Below are 20823 nucleotides of genomic sequence, written 5' to 3'. Positions count from 1 at the left end.
ATGCCGGATCACCACGAAAATCCTGCCCAATTTTATCTATCTCGTCTAGCATAAAAACCGGATTGCAAGAACCCACGCGCTTTATACCCTGAATTATACGCCCAGGGAGCGCACCGACATAGGTTCTTCTGTGGCCGCGTATCTCCGCCTCATCTCGCATTCCACCTAGGCTAATACGATAAAACTCGCGGCCCATCGAACGCGCGATGCTCTTACCGAGGCTGGTCTTACCAACTCCCGGCGGGCCTATGAAAAGAAGTATTGGCGATTTGGCATCGGGTTTGAGTTTACGCACAGCAAGAAACTCGATTATACGCTCCTTTATCCTCTCCAAACCGAAATGGTCTTCATCTAAAACCGTTTGCGCATACGAAAGGTCGATATTATCCGAAGTCGATTTGAGCCAAGGGAGCTTGAGAAGCCAATCTACATAGGTCATAGACACGGTGTATTCTGCGCTGGCTGGATTCATGCGCTCGAGTCGATCTATTTCGGATTCAGCAGCTTTACCAGCCTCTTCGGGAAGATCCTTTCCAGCAAGTTTTTCTCGAAATTCTTTTATTTCCGGGCGATCATCATCTCCTAATTCCTTACGAATGGCCTTCATCTGTTCGCGAAGCAGAAACTCACGCTGTCCCTTCCGTATCGATTCATTAGCCTCATCCTGAATCTCATTGCTTATTCTGAGAACTGTAAGTTCGCTGGCAAGATATTTTTGGAGATCCCTCAGTCTTTGCAATATATTGCGCTGGGAAAGAAGGGACTGCTTTTTTTGGAAATCCATGCTTATATATGCCGCGATGGAATCAGCAAAACGCCCCGGTTCTTCGACATTGAAAGCCTCAACCGGTATCTCGTCAGGAAGATATGGAGCAAGTTTGGCTATCTCTTTGAACTGTGCAAGGATAGTCCGTATAAGCGCCGATTCCTCGTCACCAGGACTGCGAAACTCCTCGACAAGCTTGAATTTACCAACCAAATAGGGCGTTTCTTTAATACTTTTAATAAATTCGAGTCTGTCGAGGCATTTAATAAGCACTCTCAATGTGCCATCAGGGAATCGAAGGAGCTTCATCACAGAGCCGCGGACACCAAAACGAAATAAACTATCGAAGGTGCTGGTCTCCTCCTTATCAGGCAGAGCTGGGACCATGGCCATAACCTTGTTATCGGCAACAACATCGTCAACGAGTTTTATATGTTGCTTATCTTGAATGACAAGCGGGATTATCTGCCCGGGAAACGCAACATTTTGTATCAGCGGTAAAACCGCTAAACTTTCTTCTAATTTAAATGAGTATTCTGTATTAGACATGCTATTATTCGACTTCTATGTCAAGTTTTCTTCTGATTTCCGGTGGCGAAACAGGAATCTTTATACACAAAATCCCCTCTTTAAAATGTGCCTTGGGTTCACCGCCTATAAATCTCTTCGGAAATTTAATATTGCGTTCAAAAGGACCATAATTAATCTCGAGATTATGGAAAACCGCTTTATTTATCGGTTTTCGTTCATTGCGAATACCTGTAATCCGCATTATATCGTCGTCGAGTTGGATTCGTATATCCTCTCTTCGAACACCGGCAAGTTCGCTGGTTATAATAAGCTCGTCTTCCGTTTCGCAAACATCGGTCGGCGGATGCCATACATTGATAGCGTTTAACATAACGCGGTTTTTCATCTGTGAAAATTCGGAATATAATCTCCGCATTTCCTCATCGAAGGAATTGTTTTTAACAGACATCATTTTAGGCATAATGCCCCCTTTTAAGCTTCAATTGCTTTAGAAATTCTCGGTATAGAAGACCTTATAAGACCTATAAGCTTATCGCCGGCCTCTTTAACAACCTTAATAATCTCGTCGCTTTCCGCTGGAACCAGGGAATCCGGAAGACACATATCTGTTAACATGGAAAAACCGATAACCTTCATACCTCCATGAACAGCGACAATAACCTCTGGCACCGTGCTCATACCAACAGCATCGGCACCGATAGCGCGAAGGAAGCGGTATTCAGCAGCTGTCTCGTAACAGGGACCCATTAAAGCAACAAAAACGCCCTGCGCTAATCGAAGGCCTTTTTCGAGGGCGATAGCCTCGATTATCTTGCGGTGGCCAGCGGTGTAAGCCCTGCTCATATCAGGGAAACGAAGACCCAAATCATCATTATTCGACCCGCGAAGAGGATTGTCGCCCATAAGGTTTATATGATCTGTAATGAGCATAACGTCACCCTTGCGAAAGAGTGGATTAAGTGCGCCCGCTGCGTTTGAAACAAACATAGTGTCGATACCGAGTGCTTGCATTACCCGAACCGGATAGGTTATCTCTTTCATAGTGTAGCCCTCATAAAAATGCACACGCCCCTGCATAACCATGACCGAAACACCATCGATTGTGCCAAAGATAAGATTCCCCTTGTGCCCCGGTGAGGCGCTCATTTTAAAATGAGGAATTTTATTATACGGAATAACTACATCGGCCTCTACGATGTCGGCCAATTTGCCCATACCGGTGCCAAGAATTATAGCGATTCTTGGCTCCAATTTCATCTGCGATTTGATAAAGGGAATTGTTTCCTGAAGCTGTTTTTTAATTTCGTGCATTTTTATTCCTTAATCCATCGGGAAAAGCGACGCGCGCCTTCTCCTGTGTATTGATCTACTGAAAACTATTTCATCTGAAAGGGGAAATTCGATTCGAAATCCCGCTGCGAGTGTCTCGATCGACGCGCGAATCCTGCGAGCTTCATACTCCTCATCGAATTGCCTGAGTGCTTTATCTTGTAGCTCGAGAACACGCATAAGCTTGCGAAAATAAGCCTCTTTAATTGTTGTTAGCTCATAAAGCTCTTGCTTGGTCTCATTGATTTGTTGGGTATAACGTGACATCACCTTCTGGGCCTCGTCATCGGCGCCCTCGCGGATATTTCGCGCTTCTTCTTGGGCACGATTAACTATCTCTTGCCCCTCATTCTTAGCTAGTTCGAGAGCCTGACCTATAGCACCGGATTGGGCCTCGAGTTCGCTGATTCGCCTGGTGAGTGTTTCTAATCTTCGTGTAAGGTGATCGCGCTCTTTATTAAGCTCGGCCACTGACTCCGCAATCTGCGCGAGGAAGAATTTTACCTCGTCGCGTTTATAGCCCATCGGAGCTTTAGGGAAATCCTGATTTCTAATTTCGAGCGGAGAAAGTGCCATGATAACTCCAAAGAGGTTATGGTTCAATTCCTAAACAAATAGTGGAACGGGAGGACTACTTCTTCCCTGTCGCATAATATTATATGTATCGCCTTCAAAATAGGCTATGTCGGATGACATTTGTGATTGCATTGCCTTTGTGGGTAAAATCTCTATTCCAAAATTTATTACACCACCTGTGTAAAACAACATATGTTTTACAAACAAATCATAAGCCACAAAGGCATATTTCCCAAGCTGGTCTTCGATTGCAATTCCATCTTTAACAAAATCTGTTTGATTATAAGGCGGTGAAGTAACAATAAACTGAATACTTTCGTCTGGAATAGAGTGAAAAAAGTCTAAAGCGTCCCCTAAAAACAGAGTAACTTGATTATCTAATGAAAATTCGCTTTCAACAGTTTTTTCATTTAACTCAGATAATAGTAAAGCATCTTTATTCAACATAACTCGGACTTTTCCCTATCAGGGGGGCTTGCGCCCCCCAAGTCTATCTATTTAATCCCCAAACTTGATACCCTGAGCGAGTATCATTGTTTTGGAATAATTAACTGTGTTTGTTTGTCTGCGCATATAGGCTTTCCAGGCATCGGAACCGGATTCCCTGCCACCGCCAGTTTCCTTCTCGCCACCAAATGCGCCGCCTATTTCTGCACCCGAAGTGCCAACATTAACACTCGCGATTCCGCAGTCGGAACCCACCGGGGAAAGGAAGGTCTGAGCTTCACGGAGGTTGTTAGTAAATATCGCGGATGACAGGCCTTGAGGAACACCATTGTGAAGCTCGAGCGCTTCTTCGAAATCCTCGTATTCAATGATATAGAGGATAGGGGCAAAAGTCTCCTCCTGAACAATCCTCATTTCATTCTTTGCTTCGGCAATACAAGGCGTAACATAGCATCCGCCCACGAGATCGAGCTTCTCGCCACCATATAGAATCTTGCCACCTTGCTCCTTAATAAGACCGATGGCATTCATCATATTATCCACTGCACCTGTATCGATCATGGGACCCATTATAGTGTCCGAATCAAGTGGATCGCCGATCCTGACTTGTTTGTATGCGTTGATTAACCGGCTAACGAGGGTCTCCTTAATCGACTTATGAACAATTATCCTGCGTGTAGAGGTGCAACGCTGCCCGGTAGTCCCTACGGCCCCAAAGAGAATCGCAGGAAGCGCCATTTCCATGTCGGCGTCTGGAGTTAAAATAATAGCATTGTTGCCGCCAAGTTCGAGAATAGTGCGGCCAAGCCTCTCTCCGACAATTCTTCCAACACGACGGCCTACAGCAGTGCTTCCCGTTGCCGAAATAAGCTTAACCCTACTATCAAGAAGCATCTTTTCACCAACATCGCTGCCTTTACCAATAACAAGAGATAATACCGCTGGATTAACACCAAGATCACGGCAAACACTCTCGGCAATCTTCGTGCAGGCAATAGCTGTAAGCGGGGTTTTGCTCGATGGTTTCCAGATATTCGCATCACCACAAACCAGCGAAAGAGCAGTATTCCATGCCCAAACTGCAACAGGAAAATTGAAAGCAGTAATAATGCCGACAACACCCAAGGGATGCCATTGTTCCATCATAAAATGCTCTTCGCGCTCCGATTTCATAGTGAGACCATAAAGCTGGCGCGAAAGACCGATTGCAAAATCGCAAATATCAATCATTTCCTGGACTTCACCACTGCCCTCGGCGTGAATTTTGCCCATTTCAAGTGATACTAAAGCTCCAAGATCATCCTTATGCTCCCGAAGTTTATCCGCAATCGCGCGGACAAGAATACTACGCTTGGGCGCCGGAACTAAGCGCCAAACCTGATAAGCCTTTTCCGCAGATTTAACTATTCTCTCGTAATCGTCTTTATCGGCCTGATGAATTGTGCCAATAAGGCTGCCATCGATGGGGCTGTGTGATTCGAGTATCTTGCCATTACCAAACCACTCACCATCAAAACCGCCGTAAAGCTCGCCAACTAGACCGAATTTCTCAAGAATTTGCTTCATTTTGTTCCTTTCATATGGTTGTTAAATATTTTATTCTCTGTTTTTATCAATATAATATTAAGATTTATAAATATATGAATATTTTGCTAAATTGACAAGGCTAAATGAAGTGCCAACCCAAGAAAAAAGGATACCCGAGTAACAAAAAAACAACCTCAGGGAAAGTTATCTCGCGCTGGCGCGGGTGTGGTAAAGATGTAAGGTGTGGATTTTTGCACAAAGAAAATCGAACCACTAATAAAAAATTATCAGAATAGCAAAAATCGTGACAGCGCGAAATATCAAAAATTCCCACCATAAAATATTCCGTTGGAGAAAGAACAGGTCTAATTATACACTTGCATTCAAAGGCAAATTGAATAAAATTTATATAATAATTGTATATCGGTGACCAAGTGGTCATATATGAAAGAATTCAAAACACTAAAAAAATATTTTTGGAAATATAAATGGGCCTTCGCTGGGGGGTTCTTCGCCCTGTTATTTGTCGACGCTTTCCAGCTCATTATTCCACAAATAATAAGAAATATTATCGATGGCCTAACCTTCGGAACTATAAATAACAACGGTCTGTTTCGATATGCTGGAATAATCGTCTTAATGTCACTCGGCATTGGGGGAGCTCGCTTCATATGGCGGTTTCTCATTATGGGAGCCTCAAGAAAAATCGAGTTTGACCTTCGTAATCGCTTCTATAGAACTCTTCTGTCACAGGGTGTAGGTTATTTCAATAAATCGAAAATTGGCGACTTGATGGCACTTGCTACCAACGATCTCGAAGCCTTACGCATGATGTCCGGTATGGCGATTGTTGGCGCATTCGATGCCTTTTTTATGCTTATCGCAAGTGTTGTAATGCTCGCCCTCCTTAACTGGAAACTTACACTGTGGGTTCTCATTCCCATGCCGGTTCTTTCGTTTATCATAATAGTATTTGGCAAAAAACTCCACGATAGATTTAAAGAAGTGCAAGCAAGTTTCGCCAATCTCACAGATAACGCACAAGAAACCTATTCGGGCATTAGAGTGATAAAAGCATACTCACAGGAAAATTTCGAATTCAACCATTTCAAGGGGAAAAACGCCGACTACCGAAAAAAAAATATGTGGTTGGTCAGAGTCTCCGGGATGTTTGATCCGCTCATCGGATTGGTTATAGGTTTAAGTTTCGGACTGGTGATACTCCTCGGTGGTGACCGCGTTATTTTAGGAAGTATGTCGATGGGCGATTTTGTGGCTTTTAACTCCTATCTCGGGTTAGCCGTATGGCCGATGATCGCCATCGGCTGGATAAGCAACCTCTATCAACGCGGAAAGGCCTCGATGGGGCGTTTGAATGAGGTATTCGATATCGAACCCGAAATTATTGAAATCGACAATCCGTTCGTTCTCGAAAAAATAAAAGGCGATATCGAATTCCGCAATCTCACTTTTGAATACAACGATGGTGCTGGTTCTGGCACCGTTCTAAATGACCTATCACTCAAAATTCGTGCGGGCAAAACAGTAGCAATTATTGGTCGCACAGGGAGCGGTAAATCTTCTATCTTGCGCCTCATACCCAGACTTTTTAATGTCCCTCGTGAAACCCTTTTCATAGATGGCCACGATATCCGCGATTTAGCCATCGAACCGCTGAGAAAATTTATCGGCGCTGTTCCGCAAGATAGCTTCCTTTTCTCCGAATCAATAATGGATAATATTAAGTTCGGGCGACCTGATACAAGCGATGAAGAAGCAATTACATGCGCCAAAATCGCGCAGATACACAATAGCATATTGGAGTTTCCCGATGGTTACCAAACTATCTCAGGCGAGCGTGGAATAACACTCTCCGGCGGCCAGAAACAGAGAATAGCTATTGCACGTGCGCTACTTATCGACCCACATGTTATTATTCTAGATGATGCATTCTCTGCAGTTGATACCGAAACCGAAGAAAAGATATTGACCGGAATGAAAAAATTCATGAAAGACAGAACAAGCATACTCATTAGCCACCGAATTAGCACAGTTAAAAACGCCGATCATATCTTTGTCGTCGAAGATGGCCATATAGCCGAGGAGGGAAACCATAAACAACTCCTGGAAAAAAACGGAATCTATGCCGATATCGATAGAAGACAACAGCTTGAACGTATGCTCCGAGATAACGGCGAGGATTCGTAGTTTATATTACTTGCACAAGAAAGAAAGAAAAAAGGTAACTAATGCCTCCTAGGCACGGCATGGAATACGAAGATTTCCACGAGGAAAAAAAGCTCGGCAAGGTTTACGATTCTAACCTTGTCAAGAGATTGATGGTCTATGCCAAACCCTACAAAAAATGGATTGTATTGGCTATCATTGTTGTGCTTTTTCTATCGATCTTGCAAATCTGCCAACCCTATATTACTAAGATCGCTATAGACCGTTTCATTATTTTCAGTAATGCTAAACTCGAGCTTTCACAAGACAGTCTCGACATCGTGCAAAAAGTCAAAGAAAAATACTCCAAAGAACTCTTGCCACTCGCAGAAGAAGGCCTATTCCTGTTAGATGCAAATAAACTCGACCCTAAGCATTCAGCGGAACTCGAAGCCCATGGCCTTTTAGGGCACGAAAAATTCTATATCGCCGATCTATCAAAAGCAAACCATCGGGATGAAGTGGAAAAGCTGATCTTTAAACACTCCGATAAATTTGAACCAACCAAAATCAGCAGTAAATTTATCATTAATTATTCAAAGCTCCGCGAAATACCAAGAACCGAGCTTATGAAAATCCGCGCATTCGATAGACGCGGCATTTTGACCATTGGATTAATCTATATTCTTGTTCTCCTCTTGGCATTCTTTACACAATTCGGACAAATATACCTCATGACATGGGTCGGACAAAATATACTGTTCGACATTCGGAATGCACTTTACAAACACCTTCAGAAACTGTCTCTTAAATTTTATGACAGCAATCCGGTGGGCCGATTGGTCACACGTAGCACCAACGACGTTAATGTTCTCAATGAGATGTTCACAAGTGTGCTTATCACGCTATTTAGCGATCTTTTTAAATTAGTCGGTATATCGATTTTTATGTTGGTAATGAACTGGCGGTTGGGGCTTCTTATCCTCGCACTATTGCCATTCATAATGAGCGCTACTTTGTTGTTCAGAATTAAATTCCGTGATGCGTATCGCAAAGTCAGAGTCAAAATAGCTCAAATTAATGCTACAATCTCAGAGCATTTCAGCGGAATACGAGTAATCAAAATATTTGCACGAGAAAAAGAAAATTTTCATCGTTTCGAGAAAGTCAATCGTGATTATTACAAAGCTAATATATATCAGATAATGGTCCATGGCCTTTTTTCACCGGTTATTGTTCTGTTCAGAAACATAGGCCTCGCTCTTATACTCTGGTTCGGAGGTGGACAGGTTATTCAAAATCTATTACCTTTGGGCGCTTTAGTGGCTTTCCTTCAATACATCGAGATGTTCTTCCAGCCAATTAATGCACTTGCAGAAAAATTCAATATCATGCAATCGGCTATGGCAAGCTCTGAACGAATATTCCAGATCATGGACACAAAGCCGGATATTACCGAGCGCGAGGAACCTATAGCATTTAATAACCTCGATGGCAAAGTCGAGTTCAACAATGTGTGGTTCGCCTATAAACGCCTCCCAGATGATACAGATTGGGATTGGGTGCTTAAAGACGTTAGTTTCAATGTCGATCCAGGGCAGTCTGTTGCGATAGTCGGCGAAACAGGCGCAGGTAAAACAACTATTATATCGCTTTTATCACGATTTTACGATATACAAAATGGCTCGATTAGCATAGACGGAATAGACCTGCGAGATTGGCATCTCGATACTCTTAGGAAACATATCGGTGTTGTTCTACAAGATGTGTTTCTATTCGCTCGAGATATTAAAAGCAACATATGCCTGAATAACGAAAGTATTTCACTCAAAAAGCTTGAAGAGCTCACTAAAATTGTCAATGCAAAGGCTTTCATCGAAAAATTGCCGAAAAAATATGACGAACCAGTTACTGAGCGCGGAAGCACGCTCTCTTCGGGTCAAAGGCAACTCCTCTCTTTCGCACGAGCACTTGCCTTCGATCCTTCGATTCTTGTTCTTGATGAAGCTACTTCAAATATTGACACAGAAACCGAGCAACTGATCCAAAGCGCACTTCTTAATCTTATCAAAAACCGCACTAGTATAGTAATTGCACATCGTCTATCGACTATTCAGCACGTCGATAGAATACTCGTCATACACAAAGGTAAGCTAGTAGAAGAGGGTAACCACCAACAGCTTCTCGCTAAAGGAGGAATTTATTACAAGCTCTATCAGCTTCAATATAAAGGCCAAGAACTGGATTTAGCTTAGCGCGATTCCTCTAAATAATCAGATAACCAATTATTCCAAAGCATTGAGGGCATCCTCAATGTCTGCTTTTTCGAGGGCTTCGATAAGGGCTTCGAGATCCCCATCGAGTGCGTCGGGGAGATTATAGGCCGAATAGCCTATTCTGTGGTCAGTAATTCGATTCTGAGGGTAATTGTATGTCCTGATTTTATCGGAGCGGTCGCCTGAACCAACCTGAAGCCTTCGCTCTTCTGCACGCTCAGCCTTAAGCTCCTGCTGCTGTTTAGCATAAATACGGCTTTTCAAAACTACCAAAGCTTTGGCTTTATTTTTATGCTGGGATTTTTCGTCCTGGCAGGTAACAACTATACCGGTGGGGAGATGGGTAATCCTTATGGCGCTTTCTGTTTTATTAACATGTTGGCCGCCAGCACCGGATGAGCGATAGGTATCAATTTTCAGATCTTCCTCTTTTATCTCGATATCTACATCCTCTACTGCAGGAAGAACTGCCACCGAAACAGCGCTGGTATGTATTCTCCCGCTGGACTCGGTTTCCGGCACACGTTGAACGCGATGGACGCCCGACTCGAACTTCATGGACTTATAGGCGAATTCACCCTTCAACTGGAATACAATTTCTTTGAAACCACCAAGCTCGGTGGGATTGGAGTCAAGAACGCTGAGCTTAAGGCCTTTTCTTTCTGAAAATCTAAGATACATTCTAAAAAGACTTCCAACGAAAAGCGCCGCTTCATCACCACCTGTTCCAGCACGAATCTCAATTATAACATCCGCGCCCTCATTTGGATCGCGGGGTATAAGTGCAATAATAAGCTTGTGTTCAAGCTCTTCGATTCGAGCCTTTAATTGCGGAAATTCTTCGCGAGCGATCTCAACTAGAAGGTCATCTCCGTTCTCTTCGATTATAGCTTTATGCTCTTTTATTTGATTGATTGTCTTCTCATATTCATCAAGCAGAGGAAGATTCGACTCAATCTCGCGGAGTTCGCGCCCGAGTTTGGATGCCATCCTAGAATTGGAAAGCACTTCGGGCTTGGATAACTCTTTAGTAAGTTCCCAATATCGGCTTCTAAGATTTTTTAATTTATCTATTAGCATCGATGGACTCTTCCAGCTTAATACCCTCGCCTTCGACAGCCGCCCTTAAAGAAGAAAGCGCAACTTCGACCATGTCGTCTGTCGGTTCAGAGGTTGAAATCCTTTGCATAAGTAAACCCGGCCAAACGGCAATCTGTGCCCATCGATATTTTTCCGAAAGGAAGGCCGACAGCTTCAAGACCTCATAACAAAGTCCAGCAAGAAGTGGCCATAGAGCAAGGTGAATAGCGAATCTCAGAAATATAGTCGGGACGAAACCCAGTATAGAAGCGATTATAAAATCCGCAACTGCAAAAAAGAGGATAGAAACCACAGCAACAATAAGAAGAAAACTCGTGCCACACCTTGGATGGAAAGTTCTGTATTTCTGTGCATTGGCAATTGAAAGCACATCTCCATTTTCGAAAGCAAATATCGATTTGTGCTCCGCACCGTGATATTGGAAAAGGCGTTTGATATCCGGCAGAAAGCTTATTGCTATCAGATAGGCCATAAATAGGACTATTCTCACTGCTCCAGCAACAAGGTTGAATAAAAACGCTTCTCGCTCCACTCCGAATAGCTTGGCAATAAGCAACGGCAAAAGAACAAAAAGTCCAATCCCTAAAACAAGTCCAAGAAGCATCGCTGGCCAGGTCTGGGATTTTTTCCCGAGTGTCTCACCCTTAGCCTCAGCTTCGTCCTGCATCGCCATATCCGCTGACCAATTAAGTGTGGAGACCCCAACAGAAAGCATTTCTATTAGGTTCAGTGCGCCGCGTATAATCGGAAGTCCAAAGATAAAATTTCTCTTGGACCACGGAACGATCTTATCAACCTTGGTCGAAATCTCGCCGTTTTTCCGCCTAACTGCAGTTGCAATAGTCGAACCGCAACGCATCATCACGCCTTCGATTACAGCCTGTCCACCAACGCGGGTCTTTTTTTCTTCATTCGCTTGCATTGTGGCAAATATATTCTCATTTATTATAATGTCAAGGTATGAAAATTCTTGTGCGTTACCGTTACATGGTAACTATAAATCAAATATTGTGGTCAATTTGCTGTGGAAAATTGCTAAGAATAAAGATCGCATCAATAGAGATGTCGTCATATCATAATCTAACAAACACAATTCGTCTTACTGTTTTCTTCCTATTATTTAAGAATATTATAATAAGCAGTTAATTAATATTAGGTATTGCGGTATATCGATTTCTGGTTTATAATTCCCATCTTATGGAACCAAAAGTTGCCATTGCATTATTCGTTTTCGTTACGGTTTATGTCTTTTTATCGACCGAACGCATACACAGGACAAAAGCCACGCTTGCGGGTGCCTCAATTTTTATAATTGCAGGTATAGTGTCCCAACAAAAAGCCTTTGCCTCAGTTGATTTTAACACTATTTTCCTGCTTTTAGGTATGATGGTTTTGGTCAATGTTACCAAAGAAACCGGAATTTTTGAGTTTGTCGCTATAAAGGGTCTTAAAATAGCAAAAGGCGATCCATGGAAAATTCTTATTATCTTCTATTTTCTCACCGCAATAATATCCGCATTTCTAGATAATGTAACAACTGTTATCCTTTTCGCGCCGATAGTTCTTTTTGTATCCGATGTTCTTCGTATCCCTTCTTTCCCATATCTTGTTTCTCTGATTCTAGCAGCAAATATCGGTGGCACGGCAACTCTTATTGGAGCTCCACCGAATATCATGATTGCTAGCGCAAGCGGCTATGATTTCTTGGATTTTTTCTTCCATGTATTCCCGATTGCTATCCTGATTCTCCTCGTAAATCTCGTTTTACTTTGGCTTTTTTTCAGAAAAAGTTTTCAAAAACATGATGGTGCTGAAGCTGTCAAACTCGATGCCAATAAAGCCTTGAAAGATAAAAAACTCCTTATTAAAGCGATAATAGTTCTTATATTGACTATCGTAGGCTTTACTTTACACGGTTTGTTAAATATAGAACCGGCGACGGTAGCTATGAGTGGAGCTGCGTTGATGCTACTTCTCATTAAAGGAGACCCCGCAAGATTTTTCGAAAAGGTCGAATGGAATACGCTTTTCTTTTTTGGTGGACTCTTTGTTCTTGTCGGTGGTCTTGAGCAAGTCGGAGTTATCGAAGAAATATTTAAGTATCTTACACATTTGACAGATAATGTTGCAGTTTTAAGTATGATATTCCTTTTTGGTGGCGCGCTATGCTGTAGCTTCATCGACAACATACCCTTCACAGCGATGATGATACCTCTGGTCTCGCGTATTGTAGAGCACATCTTTCCCTCAACTTTAGGGGCGGCAGAAACCAATGCCGCTGCAGTGGGTTCTATGGCGCTTTGGTGGAGTTTGTCTCTTGGAGCCAATCTCGGTGGAAACGGCACAATTATTGCTGCAAGCCCCAATGTGGTGCTCTCGGGAATCGCAGAGCAATCTGGTAATAAAATTAAGTTTAGTAAATATTTCAAATATGGTATAACATCAGTCCTAATATCGACAGTAGTTGCTGCTGTTTATGTTTGGCTTAGGTATTTATAGAAAATTGAGTATTAAAGAGAAAAAATTGACCGGCGTTGGTGTATCGGATGGCATTGCCATTGCGCAGGCATATATCATCGAGCGCGGTGAAATAACCGTCGAGGAAAAAAGCATCCCAAAATCGATTGTTCAGGATGAAATCGATAGATTTCACAAAGCCATTACCCAGTCATGTGATCAGCTTCTTAGAATTCAAGCTAGCATTGCAAAAACAATGGGCGAAGCTTCTGCGGCTATTATTGAGCCACAGATTATGCTCATGTCCGATGTCGCGGTTGTCGAAGAAACCGAAGCTGTTATATCTGAGATGCAGCTTTCAGCTGAATCTGCCTTCGATCAGGTAATCCGACGTGGAATAGAAGCCATGATGGCGGCTGAAGATAACCTTCTAGCAGAAAGAGCCAACGATTTTCAAGATGTCCGAAGGCGCGTTCTGGCCAATTTAATGGGGATGGCTCATCACATTATACGCGAGGTTGCAGACGATAGAATTCTATTAATCCAACACCTCGCACCATCAGAAACAGCTCAGCTTTTCCAAAATAAATTCGTTGGCCTCGCACTCGAGATGGGTGGCACTACATCACATGTTGCAATTATGACCAGAACCATGGAAATTCCTTGCGTTCTTGGCATTATTGGCATTACCAACTATATAAAAAATGGCGAAATGATTATCGTCGATGGGTCCCTCGGAAAGGTGATAGTAAATCCATCAGATAAAACTCTCGCTAATTATAAAAGAAGAAAAGCGAATTTAAAGAAGCGCAAAGACAAACTTTCAAAATACAAAGATGAAAAAGCTAGAACACTCGATGGCCAACATATTAACGTCGGTGCAAACATTGAACTTCCCGGTGAGACGGAAGCCGTTATTAAATATGGTGCGGATGGTGTTGGGCTTTTCCGCACAGAACTCCTTTATACGAGAACAACCAATCTCCCCAACGAAGCCGAACAAACATCTATTTACAAACAAGTTGCAGAATCCCTTGCCCCTAAACCGGTAGTAATAAGAACTTTCGACATTGGCGGAGATAAATTCGCAGAGCTTCTCGGAGAACCTTTCGAACCAAACCCATTTCTCGGTTGGCGCGCTATTCGAATCGGTTTGGATAGACCTGCGGTTTTAAAGACGCAGCTTAAAGCACTCCTGCGCGCAGCTGTAGGACGAAACATTAAAATTATGTTCCCTATGATATCAAACATCGATGAAGTTATTAAAGCCAAACAACTCGTTGAAGAGGCTAAAGAGGAACTTCGCTCTAATCGATTAGACTACTCGGATCAGATAGAGATCGGTATCATGGTTGAAATACCAAGTGCGGCAATAATGGCGCGTGAAATCGCACAACACGTTAACTTCTTCAGCATCGGAACAAATGATTTGATTCAATATACACTTGCTGTTGATCGTGGTAACCAAAGGGTAAGCAAACTTTATCAAAGTTATAATCCAGCGGTTTTAAAATTGATAAAATTCACTATAGACGCCGCGCACTTTAACGGAATCTGGTGTGGGCTTTGCGGCGAGATGGCCGCCGATCCTTTAGCAACAATAATGCTTATCGGAATGGGAATAGACGAACTCTCGCTTAATCCTCCAACTATCCCGCTTATTAAAGGGATAATCAGTTCCGTTGACAGGCGAGACGCACGAGCTGTTGCGGATGAATGTATCCGCTTTTCAAAAGACACTGAAGTTAAAGAGTTCCTGCTGAAAAAAAACAGGGAGCTATTGCCCCCTGAGTTTTTCGACTAACAAACATAATCCGTCTAAAATGGAACATCGTCCTCGGTATCAATAGTGGATTGATCGTCGTAATTATTACTCTTTTTCTCTTCAACATCTTTATCCTTAGGTGGTTTTTCACCTCCAGCACCAGCTCTTCCCTTGCTGTCGAGTAACTGGACAATCCTTGCATTAATTTCGACATTTACCCTGGTAACACCATTCTTGTCTTGCCACGAACGCTTTTTGATTTCTCCTTCGACAAATACCAACCGACCCTTGGAGCAATACTCTCCAACAAATTCGGCCTGTTTACCCCAACATACAATGTCGTGCCAGGTTGTTTCATCTTGAAGATTCCCGCTTTTATCACGCCATTTCCGGTCCGTTGCGATCGAAAAATTTGTGACGGCCATTCCGGAGGGCGTGTAACGCATCTCTGGATCCTGACCAAGGCGCCCAATTAGGATAGCTTTATTATACATGATTCCTCCATTAAAAAATAATAGCTAAAAGATTCTATCCCACAGCCATATTGATTATTCGATTTAGTAATTCCGTAAAAGTAATACCCACAGATGCTGCGGCTTTAGGCACAAGCGAAAAAGAAGTCATGCCAGGGAGCGAATTAACCTCCAAACAATAAGGCATATCTCCATCTAAACGAAAATCGACACGCCCATAATGGCGTAAATCCAGCGCCTTGAAGGCTCGATTCCCGATATCTGTTATCCGCTTCGCTATTTCGTCCGAAATATCTGCCGGACAAACATACTCGCTAGCACCAGAGGTGTATTTGTGTTTATAATCGTAAAAGCCGTCTTTGGGAATTATCTCGACTACCGGAAGCTGTTCACCCTCAAGAATTGCCGAAGTAACTTCCCTCCCAGGAATGTACTCTTCAAACAATATCCTATGCTCATAAGCCAACGCAGCTTGAATACCAACATCGAGTTCAGAACTATTTTTAGCTATTGTAATGCCTATTGTAGAACCTTGATTTGGCGTTTTAACTACAATTGGAAAAACCAATCTGGAAGAATTCAAAACAACCTTTGCCGATGGTGCTTTCTTTTCTTCCCAAGCAAACCATCTCGGCGTAGGTATTTCCATCTGGTCAAAGATGCGCTTAGAATATATTTTGTCCATCGAAATACCACAAGCCAAAGCAGCACTGCCAGTATATGGAATACCGGCTAATTCGAGCGTTGCTTGAATTAGACCGCTTTCTCCTGGACCTCCATGATAGCCAATAAAAACCAGATCGAATTTTTTCAATTCGTCGGAATTATCGACAACAGAACTCTCCGGCCAATCGAGAAGGACTGCTTCATATCCTATAGTATCGAGTGCGGCCTTAATCGATGAACTACTATTGAGCGAAACCTCGCGCTCCGAAGTTGTTCCCCCACAAACGATAGCTATTTTCTTAATATCGTTATTCTTGTTCGAGAGAATCATCGGTTTTCCCGCGTGAGAAATGGCTTCGTAGGCTAGACACTATGGCCTTTCCTGCTTTTATACCCGCGAGAAGAGCCATGAGGCTTCTTCCAAATTTCGCTGAAATATTCGATTTAGACTCGCTAACGATTTGTCCAAGCATCTTGGCATATTGCAGCGGCACCTCAATTTGATCCAAAGTAGAATTTACTCTATCGACGGTTAAATCGGCTTTATTCATAATTTGATCAGCACGGTCAATAAGCGGAGGAAGCTTGGCATTAATTGTTTTTAATGCCGTTTCACTCTCATGCCCTACTTTGGTAATTTGGCTTAGGAATCTTATGAAGAAAAACGCTATTGCCGCAAATACAACAACGACAACCCAAATAGCTATTGAGACAGAATAAGGCATATCAATTATGCTTTTTGAATTCCGATACACCCTTTTCAACGGCGTCTTTAACAGCTTCGGTTTTACCTTTAGCATTCGATATTTCGTCTTGAACGAGTTTCTTCACATATTCCGAACCCTCTTTGCCCTCTTCGAGGATACGATTTACTTGTTTGGAAATCTGCTCGCGTGTTTCGGAGCCCGATGCAGGAGCGAATAACAGAGCTATTCCCGCTCCAATGACTCCCCCAAGAAAAAAGCCCGTAATGAAATTCTCAACACTGCGTTTTTCCATGATGTTCCTTTCATTAAAACTGAAACGCAACCACACTCTTAAAAATATAAGCTAATGCTTGCAATGTCAATATGTTTCTCGATATAAGAATTGAGACCAAGAGGCTTAAGCGCTAAGAGCTTCCTTAAAAAGCTCACTCAAACGCTTAATTCCGATTTCGATCTCTTCCTCATTCGATTTACTGAAATTAAGACGCATCGCATTTTCTCCACCGCCGTTAGGATAAAAAGCCGTCCCGGGAATATAGGCTACAAGTTTCTCAACTGCTTTAGATATAAGCTCTGCTGTGTTTATCTTCTCGGGCAACGTCACCCAAAGAAAAAGCCCTCCCTTTGGCTCGGTGAACGAGATATTTTCAGGGAAGTATTTTTTCATAGCTTCAACCATCACATCACGTCTTTTGGCATACGCCTCACGAATTTTTAGAACATGTCTATCCAATGCACCCGTCTTCATAAACTCATATATAATATGCTGGGCTAAAGTATTTGTATGAAGGTCGGCGCCCTGTTTCATTCGGACGCAACGATCATAACAATCCTCCTTGGGAGCTATAAGCCATGCAACCCTCAAGCCGGGCGCAAGCAATTTACTGAAGGTTCCAAGCATAATAACATTATTAGGCGACATGGAGATCATGTGCTCTGGAACAACCTCTTCAAAATATAACTCGCTATAAGGATCATCTTCGATAACTGGTATCTGGTATTTGTCCGCTAATTCGAGGATCACTTGACGCCTCTCCTTAGGGATAGTCCTTCCATCGGGGTTCTGAAAAGTTGGCACAAGATAGATCATCTTGGGCTTTTTCCCCTCGATAATCTCTCTCAGTCCATCGACTTTCATTCCATTGTTGTCAGAATCGAGTGTAACATAGCGAGGACTGTAAGAATTGAATGCTTGAATCGCACCAAGATATGTCGGCCGTGCAGTAACAACATAATCGCCTTCATCTAAAAAAGCACTTCCAAGCACATGAAGACCTTGCTGGCTTCCGCCGGTGATAAGTATTCTATCAGCCTCACAAGAAACTCCAAGCTTATTCATTCTTTCAGCAATAAGCTCTCTGAGCGGAGGATAACCCTCAGTAGTCCCATATTGAAGTGCTTCATCAGGTCTTTCTGTAAGCACTTTCTTGCACGCTTCGAGAAGTTCGTCCACAGGAAAAAGTTCTGGGGCCGGAAGACCGCCTCCAAAGCTTATAACTCCGGGCTTTTTAGCGATCTTCAAGGTCTCTCGTATGATACTCGATTGCATTGCGAGGGCTCTTCTGCTATAACGCCATCCACAACTAGGCATTTTTACCCCTTTCATAAATTTATTACCTTTGTAAATGAAAATCGAAATCGAAAAGAATAGTCTAAAGCCATTTATTATATACTACCGAACTGTCAAAGGCAAGAACAATTTTACCGCAAAAATATACGAGAAATAAAACTCATTATTTTGAATTAATGATGGAGGAATATTGCAAAACAAAGGTGTAGCAAGACGATAAAATTACGAGATAATATTCGTTCGATACAAAGAAAAAAGCCTAGATGTCTCAGTTAAGTGAGATATCGAAGCATCATAACTTGACCTATGTTACATGTAGAATGAATAAATGAGAGGATTAGTCAGGAAGTGGTATAATATAGAAACCTTATTTAACGCTTCTTTGCAGCCTCTTTTATCAAGGCTTTTCCAATAACATCGCGTTGAATCTGGTTTGTGCCCTCATATATCTGTGTGATTTTAGCATCTCGCATCATCTTCTCAACAGGATATTCGCGCATGTAACCATATCCACCGAAAATCTGCACAGCATCGGTCGTGACCGACATAGCTACATCGGCGGCATAGAGTTTTACCATCGCAGACAGCTTAGAAATTTTCTTTTCTCCGCGGTCTATGCGCGCGGCAACATCGTAAATAAAAGACCTTGCCGATTCAACCTTTGTAGCCATGTCAGCAAGCATCCATTGCAATCCTTGATTTGCTATAACCGGTTTCCCAAACTGCTCGCGCCCTCTAGCATAATCGATAGCTGCTTCGAGTGCGCCGCGAGCTATTCCAATGGCCTGTGAAGCAACCCCGGGGCGCGACTTATCGAGCGTTTCCATTGCCACCATGAAACCCATACCCTCCCGCATGATTAGATTCTCCACCGGAATCCTGCATTCCTGAAAAATAAGCTCCCTTGTTGCACTGGCGCGTATGCCCATCTTATCCTCTTTTTTCCCGTAGGAAAAACCCTCTGTTCCATCCTCTACAATAAATGCAGATGCACCACGCGCTCCCCGTTTAGGATCGGTGAGAGCAATAATGGTATATATCTTGGCTTCTCCGCCATTTGTGATCCACTGCTTTGTTCCATCGAGAATATAATAATCGCCATCGCGCCTAGCTGTAGTTCGAATTCCTCCAGCATCTGAACCGGCATTTGGTTCGGTAAGTGCAAATGCAGTTAATTTTTCACCGATGGCTATCTGCGGAAGATATTTTGCTTTTTGTTCATCCGAACCAAAAAGCAAAATCGGCATGGCCCCTAGGCCGGAAGCAGCAAAAGCCAATGCAATTCCGCCACACGCGGCTGAAAGCTCCTCTGTAACGATCGCCATTTCGGTGATTCCTCCACCAAATCCACCGAATTCCTCAGGGATAAAAACGCCGAAAAGGTCGGAGTTTTTTATCTCCTCTACAATTTCCCATGGAAAATCGCCTGTGTGGTCGTAATGCTCGCGAACAGGAACTATCTTCTCAACCGCTATCCTGTGTGCAAGCTCCCGGATCATCTCTTGTTCTTCAGTGAAATAAGGCATATTTACCCCCATATTTTGGAAGTCAATTAAACTCGAAGGGTGATTTTTAAAAATTAATCTTCTATCTCGAAATCAATATGCTTAACTTCGACACCTTTTGGCGGTATACCCTCATCGGCCATGAGATAATATGCATCGAAAAGATTAGACTGAAGCTCATCCAGAGATTTACCCTGGCTGAATAGCCCGGAAATTTCTTTAATTCTGCCAACAAACCAATCATCTTCTCGCCAGTATTCTAATGTATATTTCTTTATCATTTTGCCCTCGTAATTTTAAATGCTGTCATTGCGTCTTTAGCTGCAGCTTTTTCAGCTGATTTCTTGCTCAGACCGCTTCCGCGACCGATCTCTTCGCTATCGAGATAAACCGCAACCTCAAAATTTCTTTTATGATCGGGGCCGGTTGCTTTTATTGTCCTATATTCCGGATGCTTGCCTCGGGCTTGAAGCTCCTCCAAGAGCGTACCCTTGAAATTTATATGACTCACCGAAGCAAGATGCTCCTGCATACTCACAAGATGCTTCTTTTTTAAAAACTTCCTTGCAGCAGTTATACCACCGTCAATAAAAATAGCACCTACCATAGCTTCATATGAATCGGCAAGGAGAGAAGACTTTCTTCTGCCACCAGTTTCTTCCTCTCCAGCCGACATGCGAAGCTCGCTTCCAAGATCGAATTCGCGCGCTTTCTGAGCAAGAAACTTGCCGTTGACGAGTATCCTTCGCATCTCGGTCATTTCCCCTTCGTTACTATCGGGAAATCGGCGAAAAAGCTCCTCGGCTACTATAAGTTGGAGAACCGCATCACCCAAATATTCCAGCCGTTCGTTAGAATAGTTTTCGTCCAAACTGCTGTCTTCATTCTTAAAAGAGCGGTGTGTGAGCGCAAGATCGATTAATTCTGTGTTTTTGAAACGATAAGCAATTTTAGCTTCTAG

At 42.9% G+C, this 20823-nt stretch carries 20 protein-coding genes; 4 read left to right on the top strand and 16 right to left on the bottom strand.

The genetic code is table 11. The features are described from left to right. The 6 genes from KAH81_09595 to KAH81_09570 all read right to left on the bottom strand — a co-directional run. Positions 1–1315: LON peptidase substrate-binding domain-containing protein (locus KAH81_09595; GenBank protein ID MCK5833905.1), on the bottom strand; the 1315-nt coding region annotated here is incomplete at its 3' end. Between the two features lie 4 nt (positions 1316–1319). Further along, positions 1320–1757, bottom strand: a complete 438-nt coding sequence (locus KAH81_09590; protein MCK5833904.1) for an Hsp20/alpha crystallin family protein — start codon at positions 1755–1757, stop codon at positions 1320–1322. A gap of 11 nt (positions 1758–1768) precedes the next feature. After that, positions 1769–2608 carry a purine-nucleoside phosphorylase gene (locus KAH81_09585; GenBank protein MCK5833903.1) on the bottom strand — a complete coding sequence of 280 codons (840 nt, stop codon included), beginning with the start codon at positions 2606–2608 and terminating at the stop codon, positions 1769–1771. Between the two features lie 9 nt (positions 2609–2617). Beyond that, positions 2618–3202 carry a DivIVA domain-containing protein gene (locus tag KAH81_09580; GenBank protein ID MCK5833902.1) on the bottom strand — a complete coding sequence of 195 codons (585 nt, stop codon included), beginning with the start codon at positions 3200–3202 and terminating at the stop codon, positions 2618–2620. Between the two features lie 30 nt (positions 3203–3232). Then, complete coding sequence (locus KAH81_09575; GenBank protein ID MCK5833901.1) at positions 3233–3649, bottom strand: hypothetical protein; 417 nt, start codon at positions 3647–3649, stop codon at positions 3233–3235. Positions 3650–3700: 51 nt separating this feature from the next. Continuing rightward, the gene (locus tag KAH81_09570) at positions 3701–5215 is read right to left on the bottom strand and encodes an aldehyde dehydrogenase family protein (protein MCK5833900.1); all 1515 of its coding nucleotides are present in this window, start codon (positions 5213–5215) and stop codon (positions 3701–3703) included. A gap of 405 nt (positions 5216–5620) precedes the next feature. Here KAH81_09570 and KAH81_09565 point away from each other — a divergent pair, with 405 nt between their 5' ends. Together KAH81_09565 and KAH81_09560 are read left to right on the top strand one after the other, a co-directional pair. Next, positions 5621–7384, top strand: coding sequence for an ABC transporter ATP-binding protein (locus KAH81_09565; protein MCK5833899.1), 1764 nt, complete (start codon positions 5621–5623; stop codon positions 7382–7384). A 59-nt stretch (positions 7385–7443) separates the two neighbouring features. Beyond that, positions 7444–9597, top strand: coding sequence for an ABC transporter ATP-binding protein (locus tag KAH81_09560; protein ID MCK5833898.1), 2154 nt, complete (start codon positions 7444–7446; stop codon positions 9595–9597). A 30-nt stretch (positions 9598–9627) separates the two neighbouring features. Here the strand turns inward: KAH81_09560 and prfA are convergent, their stop codons facing one another. Together prfA and KAH81_09550 are read right to left on the bottom strand one after the other, a co-directional pair. Continuing rightward, positions 9628–10698, bottom strand: a complete 1071-nt coding sequence (prfA, locus tag KAH81_09555) for a peptide chain release factor 1 (GenBank protein MCK5833897.1) — start codon at positions 10696–10698, stop codon at positions 9628–9630. After that, a complete protein-coding gene (locus KAH81_09550; GenBank protein ID MCK5833896.1) occupies positions 10685–11641 on the bottom strand; it encodes a DUF1385 domain-containing protein in 957 nt (318 codons plus the stop codon). Before KAH81_09550 ends, prfA begins: the two co-directional genes overlap by 14 nt. A gap of 275 nt (positions 11642–11916) precedes the next feature. Here KAH81_09550 and KAH81_09545 point away from each other — a divergent pair, with 275 nt between their 5' ends. Both KAH81_09545 and ptsP read left to right on the top strand, forming a co-directional pair. Further along, on the top strand, positions 11917–13218 hold the full coding sequence (locus KAH81_09545; GenBank protein MCK5833895.1) for an ArsB/NhaD family transporter: 1302 nt from the start codon (positions 11917–11919) through the stop codon (positions 13216–13218). 4 nt (positions 13219–13222) lie between these two features. After that, a complete protein-coding gene (gene ptsP, locus KAH81_09540; GenBank protein ID MCK5833894.1) occupies positions 13223–14980 on the top strand; it encodes a phosphoenolpyruvate--protein phosphotransferase in 1758 nt (585 codons plus the stop codon). 14 nt (positions 14981–14994) lie between these two features. Here ptsP and KAH81_09535 read toward each other — a convergent pair whose 3' ends face one another. The 8 genes from KAH81_09535 to rnc form a co-directional block, all read right to left on the bottom strand. Beyond that, positions 14995–15435 carry a single-stranded DNA-binding protein gene (locus KAH81_09535; protein ID MCK5833893.1) on the bottom strand — a complete coding sequence of 147 codons (441 nt, stop codon included), beginning with the start codon at positions 15433–15435 and terminating at the stop codon, positions 14995–14997. A 34-nt stretch (positions 15436–15469) separates the two neighbouring features. Continuing rightward, on the bottom strand, positions 15470–16411 hold the full coding sequence (locus tag KAH81_09530; GenBank protein MCK5833892.1) for a D-alanine--D-alanine ligase: 942 nt from the start codon (positions 16409–16411) through the stop codon (positions 15470–15472). Further along, positions 16389–16805, bottom strand: coding sequence for a DUF948 domain-containing protein (locus KAH81_09525; GenBank protein ID MCK5833891.1), 417 nt, complete (start codon positions 16803–16805; stop codon positions 16389–16391). The genes KAH81_09530 and KAH81_09525 overlap by 23 nt, the downstream gene beginning before the upstream one ends. A gap of 1 nt (position 16806) precedes the next feature. Further along, on the bottom strand, positions 16807–17079 hold the full coding sequence (locus KAH81_09520; protein MCK5833890.1) for a YtxH domain-containing protein: 273 nt from the start codon (positions 17077–17079) through the stop codon (positions 16807–16809). Positions 17080–17184: 105 nt separating this feature from the next. Further along, complete coding sequence (locus KAH81_09515) at positions 17185–18378, bottom strand: PLP-dependent aminotransferase family protein (protein MCK5833889.1); 1194 nt, start codon at positions 18376–18378, stop codon at positions 17185–17187. A 350-nt stretch (positions 18379–18728) separates the two neighbouring features. Beyond that, the gene (locus KAH81_09510) at positions 18729–19883 is read right to left on the bottom strand and encodes an acyl-CoA dehydrogenase family protein (protein ID MCK5833888.1); all 1155 of its coding nucleotides are present in this window, start codon (positions 19881–19883) and stop codon (positions 18729–18731) included. 53 nt (positions 19884–19936) lie between these two features. Then, positions 19937–20143 (bottom strand): type II toxin-antitoxin system HicB family antitoxin, encoded by a 207-nt coding sequence (locus KAH81_09505; protein ID MCK5833887.1) that lies wholly within the window; start codon positions 20141–20143, stop codon positions 19937–19939. Beyond that, positions 20140–20823 (bottom strand): ribonuclease III (gene rnc, locus KAH81_09500; protein ID MCK5833886.1); only part of this gene is annotated, 684 nt, incomplete at its 5' end. The genes rnc and KAH81_09505, both read right to left, overlap by 4 nt.

Source organism: bacterium (genome assembly GCA_023145965.1).
Taxonomy (GTDB): Bacteria; UBP14; UBA6098; order UBA6098; family UBA6098; genus UBA6098.
The sequence above is the reverse complement of the archived record's forward strand: the minus strand, read 5'-3'. Positions and strand labels throughout refer to the sequence as shown.